Source organism: Streptomyces sp. NPDC101118 (assembly GCF_044759445.1).
In the GTDB taxonomy this organism is placed as follows: Bacteria; Actinomycetota; Actinomycetes; order Streptomycetales; family Streptomycetaceae; genus Streptomyces.
This window is the reverse complement of record NZ_JBIVZG010000001.1, coordinates 215005-231198: the sequence shown is the minus strand read 5'-3', so window position 1 is coordinate 231198 and position 16194 is coordinate 215005. Positions and strand designations below refer to the sequence as shown.

Sequence of the window (16194 nt, the reverse complement as noted above, 5' to 3'; positions counted from 1 at the left end):
TCAGTTTTCTCCGCCCAGGTCGACGTACAGGTGGTCGAGTCCGACGTAGCTGAGGTTGGGACCCCACACCGCGGCCTCGTCGGTCAGCCGGGCGTGCGGGAAGCGGGCGGCCAGGCGGCGCAGCAGGAGGGCCGCCTCCAGCCGGGCCAGCGGCGCGCCCACGCAGTAGTGCGGGCCGTGGCCGAAGACCAGGTTCCGCTCGGGGCCGGCCGGTTCCGCCGCCGCGGTGGCGCCGGTGACCGGGCAGACGGCCGCGGCCGGGACGGCGGGGGCGGGGGCGTCCGCGGGGTCCGCGTCGTCGAGGGGGCCCTGGCCGGTGAGGCTGACGAGCACCAGGTCGCCCTCGCGCAGCCGCTCCCCCGCGATCTCCTGGTCGTACGCGACGACCCGGCCCAGGTGGCGCAGCGGCGGCCGGGTCACCAGCACCGACTCCACCAGGTCCGTCACGGCGCCCGGTTCGTCGGCGCGGATCCGCGCCCACAGCTCCCGGTCGCCGAGCGCGGTGAGCAGGGTGGAGCCGAGCAGCGAGGCCGTGGTCTCCAGGCCGCCGAACAGGCACATGGCCCAGGTCGCGGTGGTCCGCGCCCGGTCCTCCGGGGTGTCGGTGGGGAAGCCCTCCAGGGCCTTGGCCCCGGTGAGCGCCTCGCCCATCTCGACCATGACCTCGTGGGCGGCCCGCGCGTAGTCGCGCCGGTACATGGCGCCGATGAACAGCGACAGGGTCCGGGACCAGCGGTGCAGGACGGGCGGGGGCACGTCGAGTCCGACCACGTGGGCCATCACCCTGCCCGAGATGCCGTCGGCGACGTGCGGCATCACGTCCTGGGGGGACGCGGCCGCAAGGCCGGTGAGGCACTCGTCGGTGATCTCCTCGATGCGGGGGGCGAGGGACCGTACGTACGAGGCGGAGAGCATCCGCTGGACGGGGCGGCGCAGCGCCGTGTGCTCGGGGGCGTCGGCCTGGACGAACCAGAGCCGCAGGAACTCGGTGAGCTCCCGGTACTCGGCGCGGGCTTCGTCCGTCATGTAGAGCTGGAAGGAGCGCTCGAAGGTCCCGGAGGCGAAGCCGGGGTGGTTCAGGACCTGCTGGGCCAGGCGCTGGTCGGCCACGACCCAGCAGTCCAGTCCGTCGTCCCACTCCGGGGCCCGCACGCCGTCCGCGAGGGACGGCGGCGGGACCGGTGCCGCGGTACGGGCCATCAGACCGCGGCCTTCTCGATGAGCGTGCGCAGCCCGGCGGGGGTGGGCGAGAGCAGGAAGTCCCGCAGCCGGACGGCGGCGCCGAGCTCCTGCTTGACCTTGCGCATCAGGCGTACGGCGCCGAGGGAGTTGCCGCCGATCATGAAGAAGTCGGTCTCCTCGGTGACGCCGCCGGCGGGCTCGGGGCCCTCGATGACGGCGGCGAAGAGCTCGGCGATCCGCTCCAGCGGGAGGGATGCGGGCGCCTCGGCGGCCGGAGCCTCCGGAGCGGCCTGCGTTCCGGCCGCGGCCTCCGGAGAGCCGCCCGCCGGGGCGGACCTGCGGGCCGGGCCGGCGACGGCGGCCAGCGCGCGCCGGTCCACCTTGCCGTTGGCGGTGACCGGCAGCCGGTCCACGACGGCCCACAGGGTCGGCACCATGTACGACGGCAGGCGCTCCTTGAGCAGGTCGCGCAGTCCGACCGCGTCCACGCCCGCGCCCTCGGCCAGGACCACGGCCGCGACCAGGCGCTTCTCGGCGCTGTCGCCGTCGGTGACGAGCACCACCGCGTCCTGGACCTCGGGGTGTTCGGCCAGCACGTCGCTGATCGCGCTCAGCTCGACGCGGTAGCCGCGCAGCTTGACCTGGTCGTCGGCGCGGCCGAGGAACCTGACGCGGCCGCTGGTGTCGATGCGGACCAGGTCGCCGGTGCGGTAGAGGCGCTCGGGCACGTCCGGCGAGAGGTGCCCGAAGGACCGGTCGGTCTCGGCCCGGTCGCCGAGGTAGCCGTCGGCCAGGCCCTCGCCGCTGGTGTACAGCTCGCCGACGGCACCGGGCGGGACCTGGCGGCGCCGCTGGTCGAGCACGTACACGCGGGTGCCGGGCACCGGGCGGCCGATGGGCAGCGGGCCGTCGACGTCCTCCGACCGGGCCACCGAGTGGGTGGTGGTGAAGGTGGTGTTCTCGGTGGGTCCGTAGCCGTTGGTGATGACGATCCCGGGGTGCCGGGCGAGCACGCGGGCGGTGTGCTCGTGCGGGACGACGTCGCCGCCGGTCAGCAGCTGGCGCAGGCCGCTGAGCGAGTCCGGCGCGAACTCCTCGACCAGCCGGAAGAGTCCGGCGGTCAGCCAGGCCACGGTGATCCCGCGCTCCTGGAGGAAGGCGCCCAGCTCGGTCGGCGAGGCCAGGCCGGCCGGGTGGACCTCCAGGGTGGCGCCGGTGAGCAGCGCACCCCACAGCTCCAGGGTGGAGGCGTCGAACGAGAGCGGGGAGAGCCGCAGCATCCGCTCGCCGTCGCCGAGGCGTACGTAACCGGCCTCGTGGACCAGCCGGATGACCGCGCGGTGGGGCACGCAGACGCCCTTGGGCTGTCCGGTGGAGCCGGAGGTGAAGGCGACGTAGGCGAGGCGGGCCGGGTCCGCGGGCGGTACCGGGACCGTGTCGGCGGACGCGGGCCGCCAGTCGGCGTCCCAGGTGGCGACGGCGGGTACGCCGAGGCCGGCGAAGCGCCGGGCGACCGGTCCGTCGGCCGGGCCGGTCAGCGCGGCGGCCGGCTCGGCGCGGGCGATGACCTTCTCCAGGTGGCTGTCGGGCTGCGCGGGGTCGATGCCGACGTACGCGGCGCCGGCCCACTGGACGCCGAGGACGGCGACGGCCTCGGCGGCCGACCGGTCGACGCCCACCAGGACGCGGTCCCCGGGCCGGACCCCCGCGGCCAGCAGCAGCCGGGCCTGCTCGGCGGCGGCGTCGGCGAGCTGGGCGTAGGTGAGGGTGTGCTCGGCGTCGCGGACCGCGACCGCGCCCGGGCGGCGCCGGGCGGTCTCGCGGAACAGCGCGTCGAGGGAGGTGGCGGGGAAGTCCCGGCCGCTCTCGTTGATCTCGTCGAGCAGCGCGCGGCCCTCGGCGGAGATGCAGCGCACGTCTTCCAGCCGGGCCTCCGGGGCGGCCGTGAGCTGCTCGACGGCGGTCCGGAAGTCGGAGACGAAGGACTGGGCCTCCGCCTCGTTCCACACGCCGGTCGCGTACTCGACGTGGCCCGCGAGGGAGGGGTCGGCGTGGCCGATGAGCATGGTGAGGTCGAACTGCGAGCCGCCGCCGTGGCCTTCCTCGACGCGCACCCGCACCGGGCCCGCGGTCAGCTCCGCGGGCACCAGCTGGTCGTGCATGCCGAAGCAGACCTGGACCAGCGGGTGGCAGCCGAGGCTGCGCTCGACGCCGAGGCGGGCCACCAGCTCCTCGAAGGGCAGGTCGCCGTGGTCGATGGCGGCGCCGAGGGAGCGGTGCACGCCGCGCAGGTAGCCGGCGGCGTCCAGGTCGTCGTCGACGTCCACGAGTACGGGGACCAGGTTGCCGGCGACGGCGATCAGGCGGCGCAGCTCGGAGGAGCCGCGGCCCAGCAGCGGCACGCCGACCAGCAGCCGGCGGCTGCCGGTGCGCCGGGCGAGGGTGAGGCCGAACGCGCCGAGCAGGAAGGAATACGGGGTGATGCCGAGGGCGCGGGCCTGGCTGGTCACCCGCTCGGTGACGGCCGGGCCGAGGTCGAGGCCGAGGCGGTCGCCGGCGCCGTCCTGGACGGCCGGGCGCTGCCGGTCGGCGGGGAGTTCGAGGATGGAGGGGACGCCGTCGAGGTGCGCCTGCCAGAACTCGGCCTGCTCGTCCCAGGCGCCGCGGGCCTTCGCCTCCTCCTGGTGCCGGCGCAGGGCCGACAGGGGGGTGCCGAGGTCGCGGGGCGCCGCGGCCTGCTCGGCGGCGGCGCTGAGCTCGGCGTACTGGTCGAAGAGCTCGCGCAGCAGGTAGCCGACGGCGAACCCGTCGAGCACCATGTGGTGCGCGACGAGGACGAGGGCGCAGCGCTCGTCGCCGTCCGCGGCGGAGGTCCAGTACGCGAAGCGGTAGGCGGGGGCGGCGGCCAGGTCGAAGGGCTCGCGGCCCAGTTCGGCGGCGTGGCGGCGCACCCGGCCCTCGAAGGCCTCGGCCGTGCCGTCGTGGACGAACTCGGCGAGCTCCGGCACGTGGGCGGGCAGGATCTCCTGGACCACGTCGTCGGCGGCCTCGCGGAAGACGGTCCGCAGGCCCTCGTGGCGGGCGGCGGTCGCGGCGATCGCCTTGGCGAGCAGGTCGCGGTCGAGGCGCCGGCCCTCGGTGAAGCAGCGGAAGACCAGGTTGTACGGGGAGCCGCCGGCCACCCGCTCGATCAGCCACATGCCGCGCTGGGCGGGGGTGAGGGCCTGCTCGGCGCCGAGTACGGGGGCGGGTACGGGCTCGGCCTCGGCGACGGGCACGGCGGCGGCCAGTACCTCGGTCAGCGGGGAGCCGCCCAGCAGCTCCATGATCGGGACCTTGAGCCCGAGGCGCTCCTGGAGCAGGGCGGCCAGCCGCATGGCGCGCAGCGAGTCGCCGCCGAGCGCGATGAAGCTCTCGTCGCCGAAGGCGTCGGGGCCGTCCGGGACCTCCAGGATCCCGGCGGCCAGCGCACGGGCCGTCATCGGGCGGCCCCGGCACCCTGGGCGCGGGCGGCGTTCAGCAGCGCGGCGCGGTCGCCGCCGGCGGCGGGGGCCGCGGCGGGCTCGGCGGCGCCGGCGATCAGGTCGGCCTGGCCGATGACGGTCGGCTGGCGGAACAGGTCCATGGTGCGGACCTCGCGGCCGGAGACCTGGCCGAGGCGCTCGACGAGCAGGACCAGGAGCAGGGAGTCGCCGCCGGACTCGAAGAAGCTGACGTCGTCGGCGATGTCGTCGGTGTCGAGGACCTCGCGCCAGATGGAGCGCACGAGTTCGAGGCGGGCGGCCGGGTCGTCGAGGTCGGCGGCGGCGGTGGGGCGTACGGACTCTTCGAGCACGGGGTTCTCCGGGAAGGTGGCGAGGTCCGCGGCGCTGTGCCGCAGAGCGTTGAGGAAGCGCGAGAGGTCGTCGTGGCCGAAGACGTTGACCGGGTAGTCGAGGGAGAGCGCGAGGCTCCGTCCCCCGGGGGTGTCCTCCAGTCGGACGAACATGGCCAGGTCGTACTTGATGAACATCGGGTCGAGGGGCCGGAGCGTGCCCGTGAGGCCGGGTACGGGCTCCAGGGACCGCGGTGCCTCGTCGAGGTTGACCAGGACCGGCGACAGCGGCGGCCACAGGGCGTTGCGGTCGGGGTTGAGGGCGGCGGACACGGCGTCGAGGGGTACGTCGCTGTCGACGAACGCCTCCATGCCGCCGATCCGTACGCCGCCGAGCAGGTCGCGCCAGGTGTCCCCGGGTTCGAGGGTGACCCGGAGCACGACGGTGGTCATGAACATCCCGATCACGTCGGCGGTGGCCGGGTCGTCACGGCCGGGCCAGGCGAAGGCGATGAGGAAGTCGCGCTGGGGTCCGGTGCGGGCGAGGGTGCCGGCGAGCAGGGCCACGCCGAGCATGAACGGCGTGCAGCCCTCCTGGGCGGCGACGGCCATCACCTTCGCGGTCGTCCCGTCGTCGAGGCGGGTCGCGAGGGTGGCGCCGAGCAGGGACTCCTCCCCGCCGTCGTGGGGGGTGCGGGTGAAGGGCAGCAGCACCTCGGCGGGGGCGCCGCGGAGCCGGTCGACGACCTCGGCGACCTGTTCGGCGATCTCCTCGGGGGTGCGCTCGGCGACGACGGCGGCCGGGTGCGGCGGGTCGGTCAGCTCCGGTTCGGCGCCTTCGACGGCGGCCCGGTAGAGGGCGCAGACGTCCTCCAGCAGCATGCCGCGGGAGACCCCGTCGAAGATGATGTGGTGGACGTTGAGGACCAGCAGGGTGCGGTCCGCGCCGAGCCGGATGACCTCGGCACGGGCGGGTGCGTCCTGTGCCAGGTCGAAGGGGGTCGCGCACAGGGCGCGGACCAGCCGGTCGACCTCCTCCTCGGTCCAGCCCTCCGCCTCGGCGTCGAGGAAGCCGGGCTCGGCCGGGGGGCCGTCGGTGTGGTACTCGACCCGGCGGCGCTTCACGTCGAGCCGGAAGCGGGCCCGCAGCGAGGGGTGCCGCGCCAGCGAGCGCCCGACCGCGCCGACCAGTGCCGCGTGGTCCACGGTGCCGGTGAACTCCACGACCGTGGGCACGAGTTGGGTGGGCCGCAGGAGCTCGTCCCGGTCCAGGACCCAGATGCCCTGCTGCACCCGGGTCGCCGGGTACCAGGTGTGTCCGGCGGGTGACGTTCCGTACGGCGCTGCGGGCAGCACGAATGGACCTCCGAAATCTGCGGGGTGGGTGGGAGGAGCCGGGTGACCCGGCCCGCCCCGCGACTCGGTGGCCCCGAGGGCCCGTCAGGGCGTGTCAGGGGGCGTCAGGCTGGGGCGGGCCGGCCGGCGGCGTGCGCCGGGGACCCGGGAGGAGCGGCCGGAGCGGCCGGGCGGGGCTCAGCCCCACTGCGAGTCGTCGGAGACGACGGGCTGGGTGGGGGCGATCGGGCCCCACTGGGAGTCTTCGGCGCCGGTGGGCAGCTGGGGGGTGGTGCGGCCCCACTGCGAGTCGGCGAGGAGGGTGCGGTGCACGGGGGCCTCGGAGCCCGTGGTCGAGGCGGCCGCGAGACCGGCGACGGCCAATCCGGCCAGGGCGAGCGTGCTGAGGATCTTGCCGAGAACGTTGGTGCTCATCTCTTACCTTGCTTTCTGCCTGTGACGGATCGGCATGGCTTAGACCTGTAGCGGTTCTGGTTCAGACCTTGAGTGGTTCCCCGACCGAAAGCATGCGGCCCCGGACAGCCCCGGTCACCGGAGATCGGAGAGGATGATCCTGCAATGCGGGAACCAGCAGGGTGGGGAAATGTGCACGAGATCGGATATAAGCGCTGAAGATCGCACCGTCGAGATCTGCGCAAACGGCCTCCAGTGGTACGCGGACGCCCTCCACGGGCGCCCCACCTCGGGCGACTGTCCCCGCTGCCTGCTTGACCTCGGCCTCGTCCAGCGCGTGCCCGACGGCAGCCTGGCCCCCATCCCGCCGCGGCTTGCCGCGGGAGCGCAGATGGACCGCCTGGAACGCGCCATCGAAGAGAAGAAGACCGCCCTCGCTGCCATGCGCACCTCGATCTCCCAGGCGCAGGAGATCTATTTGGACAGCTACGGGAAGGGCGACTCGCACCTGATCCGGGTGGTGCAGGGCGCGAATGCCATCAGCGCCACGCTCTCCGCCGCCGTGCACGCCTGCCAGGAGGAACTGCTCACCGCACAGCCCGGCGGGGGGCGGCCGCAGGCGATGCTGGACAAGGCCCTCGCGAGCGACCTGGAGGCGATCGGCCGCGGTGTGCGCCAGCGCACCATCTACCAGCACACCATCCGCTCGCACCAGCCCACGCTCGCCTACGTGGAGCACATCTCGCAGGCCGGCGGCGAAGTGCGCACCCTGGACGAGGTCTTCGACCGGCTGATCGTGTGCGACCGGAAGATCGCGTTCATCCCGGACCCGGGCTCGGAGCGGAGCGAGGTCGCGCTGGCCGTCGAGCACCCGGGCGTGGTCCGGTACCTGGTGGGCATCTTCGACCACGCCTGGCAGCGGGCGGCACCCCTGCGCAACTTCCCCAGCAGCAGGCTCCCCCCGCTGCTCACCGACGAGGTGCGGCGGGCGATCCTGCGGCACATGGTCAACGGCTACACGGACGAGGCGATCGCCGCCCGGCTGGGCATGAGCACCCGCAGCGTGGCCAACCACATGCGCTGGGCGGCCGAGTTGTTCGGCAGCCGCAGCCGGGCGCAGCTGGCGTACCTGATCGCGCGCAGCGGCTTCCTGGACGACGCACCGGAGTGAGGCCGCGCCCGGGCAGGACCTGCCGGGCGGGGCACCGCCGCGGTTCCGGCCGGGCGTGGGCAGGTACCGGCCGGGGGTGAGCGGGTTCCGGCCGGGGCGGCCGGCGGGTGCTTCACGTACCCGGCGGCGTCATGTACGTTGTGCGGGCAGCGCTTTCCCCCTGCCCGGCCGTCCCCAGGCCGCAGCACCGCGCAGACCGGCTGGTTCCCCGTCGCGCCGCGACGGGCCGCGCACCCGATCCTCACCGGATGTCCGCGTCCCGTCCTCCCCCGTGTGCCCCGCGCCCTCCTTCCCGTACGCCCGGAAGCACGCGGTACCGGCGCCGTCCCACGCCCGCCCCGGCTCCGAGCCCAGGCGAAAGGAAGACGGGCCTTGACCGTCCACGCCACATCCGCCCCTGCCGTACCGTCGCTCGCACCCCCGCCGGGGTGCCCGATGCACGCGGCCGCCACCAGTCCCGCCGCCGCCCACGACCTCGTCGACCCGGGCCTCTACAGCGACGGCGACCCGCACCCCGTCTGGCGCCGCATGCGCGCGCTGGACACGCTGACCCGCCACCAGGTCGACGACGAGCGCTGGTTCTGGAACGTCGTGCGCTTCGAGGACTCCGACCGGGTACTGCGCGACACCGCGACCTTCACCTCCGAACGCGGCACGATGCTCGACCTGTTGGGACTGGACGACCCGGCCAGCGGCAAGCAGCTCGCGGCCACCGACCCGCCCCGGCACACCGAGATGCAGGGCCGCCTGAAGAAGGCCCTGGCCATCAAGTCGGTCGACCGGCAGCGGGAGATGATCCGCGACCTGGTGGTCCCGCTCATCGAACCGCTCGGCGACGGCGGCACCTTCGACTTCGCGCAGGCCATGCTCGCCATGCCGATGTCGGTCACCGGCACCATGATGGGCCTGCCGACGGCGGACTGGGCCTGGCTGAACCGCCTCACCACCGTGTGCATCGCGGCGGACGACGCCGAGTACCAGGACGCGGGCGGCCGGGACGCCACGCTCAAGGCCGCGCACCGCGACCTGTTCGCCTACTTCCAGGACCTGGTGCGGTTCCGCCGCAACAACCTCGGTGACGACCTGCTGAGCGTACTGATCTCCACCGAGTTCGAGGGCCGCCACATGGCCCCCGACGAGATCGTCGCCAACTGCTACAGCCTGCTGCTCGGTGCCAACGTCACCACCCCGCACGCGCCGAACTTCGTGATGGCCGAGTTCATCGACTCGGGCGTGCTCCAGGACTGGGCCGCGCACCCGGAGGCCGACGGCACCGGCCTGGAGGAGTCCCTGCGCTGGGCCTCGCCGGTCAACCACTTCCTGCGGTACGCGACCCGCGACGTGGAGATCCGCAACACGCCCGTCAAGGCCGGTGACGCCGTGGTCGTCTGGCTGGGCTCCGCCAACCGCGACGACACCGTCTTCGCCCGGGGCGGCGAGTTCGACATCCGGCGCAAGCCGAACAAGCACCTGGCCTTCGGCATCGGGCCGCACTACTGCATCGGGCACAGCGTCGCCCGCGTCACGCTGAAGACGCTGTACCACGAGCTGTTCACCCGCTTCGAGGACTTCCGGCCGGCCGGGCGGCCCGAGCGGCTGCGGTCCAACTTCGTCTCCGGCTACAAGCACATCCCGATCACCGCCCGCCCGGCGCGCGGCGGCAACGGCCGCACGAGGAGGACGGGATGACGGCCCCGAGCCCGGCACAGGCCGCCGCCGCGGCCGAGCCGACCGGAACCCCCTGGCTGCGCCGGTTCCACACCGCGCCGGCCGGCGCGCCGCGGCTGCTCGTCTTCCCCCACGCGGGCGGCAACGCCTCGTACTTCTTCCCGTTCTCCGCCCGCCTGGCGCGGTACGCCGACGTGCTGGTCGTCCAGTACCCCGGCCGGCAGGAACGCTTCGGCGAGCCCTGCGTGGAGTCGCTGCACGAGCTGGCCGACCTGGTCGCGGCCGAGCTGCTCGGCGGCGGCTTCACGGACCGCCCGTACAGCGTCTTCGGGCACAGCATGGGCTCTTCGCTCGCCTTCGAGGTCGCGTGCCGGCTGCGGGACGCGGGCTTCCCGCCCGCCGCCCTGGCCGTCTCGGGCCGCCGCGCGCCCTCGGTGCCGGCACCCGGGTCCGTCCACCTCGCGGACGACGAGACGCTGATCGCCGACATGAAGCTGCTCGGCGGCACCGACGAACGGATGCTGGACCACCCGGAGCTGCTCGCCGCGATCCTGCCGGCGGTCCGCAGCGACTACGTGGCCACCGAGACGTACCGCTTCCGCGGGGCGGACCCGCTGGACTGCCCGGTCACCGCCCTCATCGGGGACGCCGACCCCCGCGTCGACGAGCCGATCGCGCTCGCCTGGCGGAACCACACCACCGGCCCCTTCCGGCTCCGCTCCTACCCGGGCGGCCACTTCTACCTCGTACCCCACCTGGACGCCGTCGTGACGGAACTGCTGGCCGACCTGCCGCAGCCCGCCGGGCGCGCTCCGCTCCCGTCCCACCCCTGAACCGAAAGGTCCCCATCGTGAAGTACCGCGTCATCGGCAGCTCCCCCGAGACCCGCCGCGAGGTGAGCGTCCTGTCCCTGGGCGCCATGACCTTCGGCACCACCGTCGACGAGGCCACCTCGTACGCCATCCTCGACCGCTTCGTGGAGGCGGGCGGCACCTTCATCGACACCTCCAACAACTACGCCTTCTGGGTGCACGGCACGCAGGGCGGCGAGAGCGAGGAGCTGGTCGGCCGCTGGATCAAGAGCCGCGGCATCGGCGACGAGATCACCATCGCCACCAAGCTGGGCGCCCGCCCCAACCAGCCCACCAGCGGCTTCAGCCTGGACGTCGAGGGCCTGTCCGCCAAGGTCATCCGGGAGTCCTCGGAGGCCAGCCGCGAGCGCCTCGGCATCGAGAAGATCCACCTGCTCTACGCGCACATCATGGACGAGAACACCCCGCTGGAGGAGACCGTCCAGGGCTTCGCCGACGTGGTGGCGGACGGCGTCGCGGGCCTGCTCGGCGCCAGCAACCACTGGGCCTGGCGGATCGAGCGCGCCCGGGCCCTGGCCGCCGCGGCGGGCGTACCCGGCTACGAGGTGCTGCAGCACCACCACAGCTACCTCCGCCAGCGCACCGACGTCCCGAGCCTGCGCTCGCCCGACGGCAACCAGGGTCTGGTCAGCGGCGACCTGCTGAGCTACCTGCGCGCCAACCCCTCGCTCACCCAGGTCTCGTACTCGCCGCTGATCTCCGGCGCGTACGTACGGGACGACAAGCCGCTCGGCCCGGGCTTCGACCACGCCGGCACCGAGCCCCGGCTGCGCGCGGTGCGCGAGGTGGCGGCCGAGACGGGCGCCACCGTCAACCAGGTGGTGCTGTCCTGGCTGATGGGCGGGGACATCCCGGTGCTGCCGCTGGTCGGCGCCTCCTCGGTGGCCCAGCTGGAGGAGAACCTCGGCGCGGTCGAGCTCGACCTCACGCCGGAGCAGCGGGCGAAGCTCGACTCGGTGAACTGACCTGCAGACCCACCGGTGCGCGGACCCGTGCGCCGGTGAACGGACCCCCCCACATGACGGACCCCGCGCCCGGCTCGTGCCGGGCGCGGGGTCCCTCGTACGCGGGTCCGACGGCTCAGGCGTTGGGCCGCTTGCCGTGGTTCGCGCCCTTCTTCTTGCGGGCGCGCCGCTTGTTGCCTCGCTTCGACATGCTCGTCATCTCCCTCGCGGGTGGGGGGCGGGCGTGCGCTGCCAGTCTTGCGCGCCCCGGACGAAAGCGCCATCGATGACCATCCGAGGTAGTAATCGGCTATCTGGGGTAATACTCAGATATGGACACATTCGGTGAGATTGTGCCGTTCCTGTTCGTGGGGATCGCGATCGCTGCATTCCTCCTGCTCGCCTTCTGGTTCGGAAGGAAGGTGCGCGACCGGGAGCCGGAGCCGCCGGAGCCCGAGACGCAGCCGCGCCTGCCCGACGGGGGAGCCGTGTACGAGGTGCGCGAAGAGCGGGATCCCGTGGAGATCCCCACCGGTGGGCTGCGGCCACACGAGATGCAGGGTTACGGGAACTTCGGGTCCCGCACGTCGGAGCACCCGGAAGAGGTGCGCAAGCGGAGGGAAGCCAACGCGAGCGGAGGCGCCAACGGCAGTGGCGGCTTCGGCGCCACCGGGGTCTGAACCCCGGCCCCACCGGCACCCCCCTCAGGCGGACGAACGCCTGCGGGGGGTGCCTGCTGCGGTCTTCTTGGCGGCGGTCTTCTTGGCGGTGCTCTTGGCGGCGGTCTTGCCGGCGGCGGCCTTCGAGGCCGTCTTGGCAGTGCTCTTGGCGGTGCTCTTCGTGGCCCTCGCCGTACTCTTCGCCGTGCTCTTGGCCGCACTCTTCGCCGTGCTCTTGGCCGTCGACCTGGCGGCCGTCTTCTTGGCCGTCCCGTCCTTCGCGGCCGCGGCGGTCCGCTTCGTCCCCGCCGCCGTCGACTTCTTGCCGCCCACCGCCTTGGGGGCGGCAGCCGTCCGCCGGATCGGGGTGACCGCGGCCGGCTCCGCCTCCGCTTCCTCCGCTCCGCCGTCGGCGCCGGCCTCACCACGGGACTCCCGGGCCGCCCGGACGCTCTTCTCCAGTGCCGCCATCAGGTCGATCACCTGGCCGCGGGGCTCCGCCGCCGGGGATTCCGGCGCCTCGCCCGAGGACTTGGCGGCGATCAGCGACTCCACCGCCGTCCGGTAGTCGTCGTGCATGCTCTCCAGATCGACCTCGCCAAGGGTGGCCATCAGGGCGTCCGCGAGGTCCAGCTCGGCCTCCCGCACCGTCACCTGCGTCTCGGGGGCCACGCCTTCCGGCGCCCGGATCTCGTCCGGCCAGAGCAGCCCGTGCATGGCGATCACGTCGTCCACCACGCGCAGCATCCCGAGCCGCTCGCGCCCCCGCAGCGCGAACTTCGCGATGGCCACCCGCCGGCTCCGCTTCAGGGCCTCGCGCAGCAGGGTGTAGGGCTTGGCGGCCGGCACGCCGTTGGCCGCGAGGTAGTAGGCCGCGTCCATCTGGAGGGGGTCGATGTCCGTGGCGGGCACGAAGGCGACGATCTCGATGGTCTTGGCGGTGGGCAGCGGCAGGGACGCCAGGTCCTGGTCCGTGATCGGGATGATCGAGCCGTCCGCCTCCTCGTACCCCTTGCCGATCTGGTCGGCGGTGAGCTCCTCGCCGTCCAGTTCGCAGACCTTGCGGTAGCGGATCCGGCCGCCGTCGGCGGTGTGGATCTGGCGGAAGGAGATCGAGTGGCTCTCGGTGGCGTTGACGAGCTTGATCGGAATGCTGACAAGCCCGAAGGAGATCGCCCCGTTCCAGATGGATCGCACGATGATTCCCTTTCGTGCCTGTATGCCGGGTTCGTGGCAGTCTCATCGTATGACGCCGATCACAGAGGTGGAGGGGCGTCGCCTCGCGCTCAGCAACCTGGACAAGGTCCTCTATCCCGAGAGCGGCTTCACGAAGGGCGAGGTCGTCCACTACTACGCCGTGGTCGCGGACGCCCTGCTCCCCCACCTGCGCGACCGGCCGGTCTCCTTCCTGCGCTACCCCGACGGGGTGGAGGGCCAGCGGTTCTTCAGCAAGAACCCGCCGCCGGGCACGCCCGCCTGGGTGAAGACGGCCCTGGTCCCCCGCTCCGAGGACGAGCGGGCGGAACAGGTGCTCGTACAGGACCTGCCCACCCTCGTCTGGGCCGCCAACCTCGTGGTCGAGCTCCACGTCCACCAGTGGCGGGCCGGGAACCCCGGCGTCGCCGACCGGCTGCTCCTCGACCTGGACCCCGGCCCGCCCGCCACGGTCGTGGAGTGCTGCGCAGCCGCCCTGTGGCTGCGCGAGCGGCTCACCGCCGAGGGCCTCCACGTGTACGCCAAGACCTCCGGCTCCAAGGGCCTGCACCTCTCGGTCCCGCTGGAGCCCACGCCGTCCGCCGAGGTCTCCGCGTACGCCAAGGCACTCGCCCGGGAGGCCGAGCGCGAGCTGCCCGGGCTGGTCGTGCACAAGATGGCCAAGGCCCTGCGGCCGGGGAAGGTCTTCGTCGACCACAGCCAGAACGCCGCCGCCAAGACCACCGCGGCCCCCTACACCCTGCGCGCCCGGCCGCTGCCCACCGTCTCCGCACCGGTGGACTGGGCGGAGGTGGAGGCCTGCCGGCACCCGGCCGAGCTGGTCTTCCTGGCCGACGACGTGACCGCCCGGCTGGGCCGGGACGGGGACCTCTTCGCGTCCCTGTCCGACCCCGGCCTGGCCCGGCCGCTCCCCCGGCACCCGGACGCCGCGCCGTGATCCGCGTCGCGCTCGCCGCCCCCGTGCGCGCGCTGCCGCGCGGCGCCGGTCTGGCGTACGAGCCGAAGTTCGACGGGCACCGGGTCGTGGTCCTGCGCACCGCCGACGACGTCGTGCTGCAGGCCCGCTCGGGGCGCGTCATCACCGCGGCGTTCCCCGATCTCGCGGCCGCGGCACGGCAGTTGCCGCCCGAGACCACCCTCGACGGCGAGGTGGTGGTCTGGCACGACGGGCGCACCGACTTCGCGCTGGTGCAGCGCCGGGCGGCGGCCACCTCGGCGCGGGCCGCCGCCCTCGCCCGGACGCTCCCGGCCTCGTACGCCGCCTTCGACGTGCTCGACCTGGCGGGCCTGGACCTGCGGCCCCGCGCGTACGAGCAGCGCCGCGCGCTCCTGGTGGACCTGCTGCTGCCGCTGGGGCCGCCGCTCCAGCCGGTGCCGATGACCACCGACCCGGACCTGGCCGCCACCTGGTACGAGACCCTGCCCGCCAGCGGGATCGAGGGCCTGGTCATCAAGCGCCTCGACCAGCCGTACCCGGCGGGGCGGCGGGCCTGGCGCAAGCTGCGCCACACCGACACGACGGACGCGGCGGCGGTCGGCTGGACCGGCACGGCGCACCGGCCCAGCGCCCTCGTGCTGGTCCTCCCCGACGACGACACCCCGGTGGTCTCCAGCCCCCTGACGGGCGCCCTGCGCACCGCGGCCGCCGAGGCGCTGGCAGGCCGGGAGCATCCGGCCGAGGCGGCGGGCACGGTCACGGCGGTGGGCCTCGGCGAACTCCCGTACCGCCTCCTGGACCCCCCGCTGACGGTGGAGGTCCGCCACGCCACGACCCGCCACCCGCCGCCGGAGGTGCTGCGGATCCGCGCGGACGGGTGAGGGGGTACCCGGCTCGGGCGGCCGGCACCTCCGGTCGAGCCGCCTCGGGCCCGATCCCGCGGCCGCGGGCCTGCGCGCGCAACCGGGCCACTCTCAGGCGCGGAGCCAGGTGCGGCGGTCGCGGGCCAGCCCGTACAGCGCTTCGACGTCGGCCGGTTTCAGGACACCGGCAAGGCGGCCCAAGCCCGCCGCACCGCCCTCCCGCACCACCTCGACGTCCCGCAGCGAGGGGGCCACGTCCACCCGGGACGCGTCGATCACGGCCAGCACCGGGCGCACCGCGGCCGTCAGCGCGTGCCCGGCTCGGGCCGCGGCGCGGCGTACCCAGCGGGGGCCGGGGGACGGTTCGGCGCGGCCCACCGTGAGCAGCAGGTCCCCGACGGAGGCCCGCTGGCGGCGGCCGGCGGCGGTACGGACGACCAGTACGCCGCCGGGCCCGATCAGCAGGTGGTCGATCCCGGCCGGGCCGGCGCCCGGCAGCGGCACCGCATGCAGCACCCGCCAGCCCAGCCCCTCCAGCGTGTCCAGCTCGGCCCCGAAGCGCTGCTGGGCCAGCAGGTCGTGCCGCAGGCCGCGGGCGCGGCGGCCGGGAGTGCCGTACGCGAACTCGCCGAGCAGACTCTCGCCCGGCCGGTTGGGCGCGAGGTCGTCGTCCGGCGGAAGGGCCAGCCGTAACAGCTCGGCGCGGCCGGGCACGGGCGGCGGGCCGACCGTGTACGAGCGGGTGAGGTACGGGCCGAGCACGGCCAGCACCGCCTCCTCGTGCTCCCGGCCGAGCAGGCTGACGCGGCCGGTGTCCCGGTCGTACCAGGCCACGCTCCTGCCGTCGGGCAGGCTGACGTACAGGCGGTCCAGCCCGTTGCCGCGTGCCGGTGTGACCGTCATTCCGCGCATCCCCGACCCCCTCGACGTCCCGCTCCCGCCATGTGAGCAGCCCACCGCCCCCGGGGCAAGACCCCGACCCTTCCCGTCCCGGGTGCGGGTCCCGTGCCGGTCCCCTGCGGGGTGCGGGCCCGTCCCGGGTGCCGGTCCCGTGCCGGGTGCGGCGTCGTTGCCGGGTGCGCTTCCCGTGCCGGGTGCCGGGCCCCTGCGGGGTGCGGCG

Annotated in this window: 14 protein-coding genes; 7 read left to right on the top strand and 7 right to left on the bottom strand. The window is 74.2% G+C overall.

Annotation, left to right across the window (positions count from 1 at the left end; genetic code table 11):
* The 4 genes from ACIQUQ_RS01015 to ACIQUQ_RS01000 all read right to left on the bottom strand — a co-directional run bounded on the left by ACIQUQ_RS01015 (position 1) and on the right by ACIQUQ_RS01000 (position 6766).
* Positions 1 to 1200 (bottom strand): cytochrome P450, encoded by a 1200-nt coding sequence (locus tag ACIQUQ_RS01015; protein ID WP_403969665.1) that lies wholly within the window; start codon positions 1198 to 1200, stop codon positions 1 to 3.
* A complete protein-coding gene (locus tag ACIQUQ_RS01010; protein ID WP_403969662.1) occupies positions 1200 to 4664 on the bottom strand; it encodes an amino acid adenylation domain-containing protein in 3465 nt (1154 codons plus the stop codon). Before ACIQUQ_RS01010 ends, ACIQUQ_RS01015 begins: the two co-directional genes overlap by 1 nt.
* Positions 4661 to 6352, bottom strand: a complete 1692-nt coding sequence (locus ACIQUQ_RS01005) for a condensation domain-containing protein (RefSeq protein ID WP_403969659.1) — start codon at positions 6350 to 6352, stop codon at positions 4661 to 4663. The genes ACIQUQ_RS01010 and ACIQUQ_RS01005 overlap by 4 nt, the downstream gene beginning before the upstream one ends.
* Positions 6353 to 6529: 177 nt before the next feature.
* The gene (locus tag ACIQUQ_RS01000) at positions 6530 to 6766 is read right to left on the bottom strand and encodes a hypothetical protein (RefSeq protein WP_403969656.1); all 237 of its coding nucleotides are present in this window, start codon (positions 6764 to 6766) and stop codon (positions 6530 to 6532) included.
* Between the two features lie 169 nt (positions 6767 to 6935).
* Here ACIQUQ_RS01000 and ACIQUQ_RS00995 point away from each other — a divergent pair, with 169 nt between their 5' ends.
* The 4 genes from ACIQUQ_RS00995 to ACIQUQ_RS00980 all read left to right on the top strand — a co-directional run bounded on the left by ACIQUQ_RS00995 (position 6936) and on the right by ACIQUQ_RS00980 (position 11421).
* The gene (locus tag ACIQUQ_RS00995; RefSeq protein WP_403969653.1) at positions 6936 to 7916 is read left to right on the top strand and encodes a LuxR C-terminal-related transcriptional regulator; all 981 of its coding nucleotides are present in this window, start codon (positions 6936 to 6938) and stop codon (positions 7914 to 7916) included.
* Positions 7917 to 8351: 435 nt separating this feature from the next.
* Entirely contained in the window at positions 8352 to 9605 is a 1254-nt protein-coding gene (locus tag ACIQUQ_RS00990; RefSeq protein WP_403969650.1) for a cytochrome P450, read from the top strand.
* Positions 9602 to 10417: a thioesterase II family protein gene (locus ACIQUQ_RS00985; RefSeq protein WP_403969647.1), complete on the top strand. Its 816-nt coding sequence runs from the start codon at positions 9602 to 9604 to the stop codon at positions 10415 to 10417. The genes ACIQUQ_RS00990 and ACIQUQ_RS00985 overlap by 4 nt, the downstream gene beginning before the upstream one ends.
* A gap of 17 nt (positions 10418 to 10434) precedes the next feature.
* Positions 10435 to 11421, top strand: coding sequence for an aldo/keto reductase (locus ACIQUQ_RS00980; RefSeq protein ID WP_403969644.1), 987 nt, complete (start codon positions 10435 to 10437; stop codon positions 11419 to 11421).
* Positions 11422 to 11536: 115 nt separating this feature from the next.
* Here the strand turns inward: ACIQUQ_RS00980 and ACIQUQ_RS00975 are convergent, their stop codons facing one another.
* Positions 11537 to 11611 carry a 50S ribosomal protein bL37 gene (locus tag ACIQUQ_RS00975; protein WP_373297613.1) on the bottom strand — a complete coding sequence of 25 codons (75 nt, stop codon included), beginning with the start codon at positions 11609 to 11611 and terminating at the stop codon, positions 11537 to 11539.
* A gap of 121 nt (positions 11612 to 11732) precedes the next feature.
* Between ACIQUQ_RS00975 and ACIQUQ_RS00970 the strand changes: the two genes are divergently transcribed.
* Positions 11733 to 12080 carry a DUF6479 family protein gene (locus ACIQUQ_RS00970; protein ID WP_403969641.1) on the top strand — a complete coding sequence of 116 codons (348 nt, stop codon included), beginning with the start codon at positions 11733 to 11735 and terminating at the stop codon, positions 12078 to 12080.
* 24 nt (positions 12081 to 12104) lie between these two features.
* On the opposite strand, the gene ACIQUQ_RS00965 is transcribed toward ACIQUQ_RS00970, so the two are convergent.
* Complete coding sequence (locus tag ACIQUQ_RS00965; RefSeq protein ID WP_403969638.1) at positions 12105 to 13256, bottom strand: Ku protein; 1152 nt, start codon at positions 13254 to 13256, stop codon at positions 12105 to 12107.
* 49 nt (positions 13257 to 13305) lie between these two features.
* On the opposite strand from ACIQUQ_RS00965, the gene ligD reads away from it, so the two are divergent.
* Both ligD and ACIQUQ_RS00955 read left to right on the top strand, forming a co-directional pair.
* On the top strand, positions 13306 to 14211 hold the full coding sequence (gene ligD / locus ACIQUQ_RS00960; RefSeq protein ID WP_403969635.1) for a non-homologous end-joining DNA ligase: 906 nt from the start codon (positions 13306 to 13308) through the stop codon (positions 14209 to 14211).
* Positions 14211 to 15092 carry an ATP-dependent DNA ligase gene (locus tag ACIQUQ_RS00955; RefSeq protein ID WP_403970530.1) on the top strand — a complete coding sequence of 294 codons (882 nt, stop codon included), beginning with the start codon at positions 14211 to 14213 and terminating at the stop codon, positions 15090 to 15092. The genes ligD and ACIQUQ_RS00955 overlap by 1 nt, the downstream gene beginning before the upstream one ends.
* A gap of 93 nt (positions 15093 to 15185) precedes the next feature.
* Here the strand turns inward: ACIQUQ_RS00955 and ACIQUQ_RS00950 are convergent, their stop codons facing one another.
* Entirely contained in the window at positions 15186 to 15977 is a 792-nt protein-coding gene (locus ACIQUQ_RS00950; RefSeq protein WP_403969632.1) for a nuclease-related domain-containing protein, read from the bottom strand.
* Positions 15978 to 16194 lie beyond the last annotated feature (217 nt).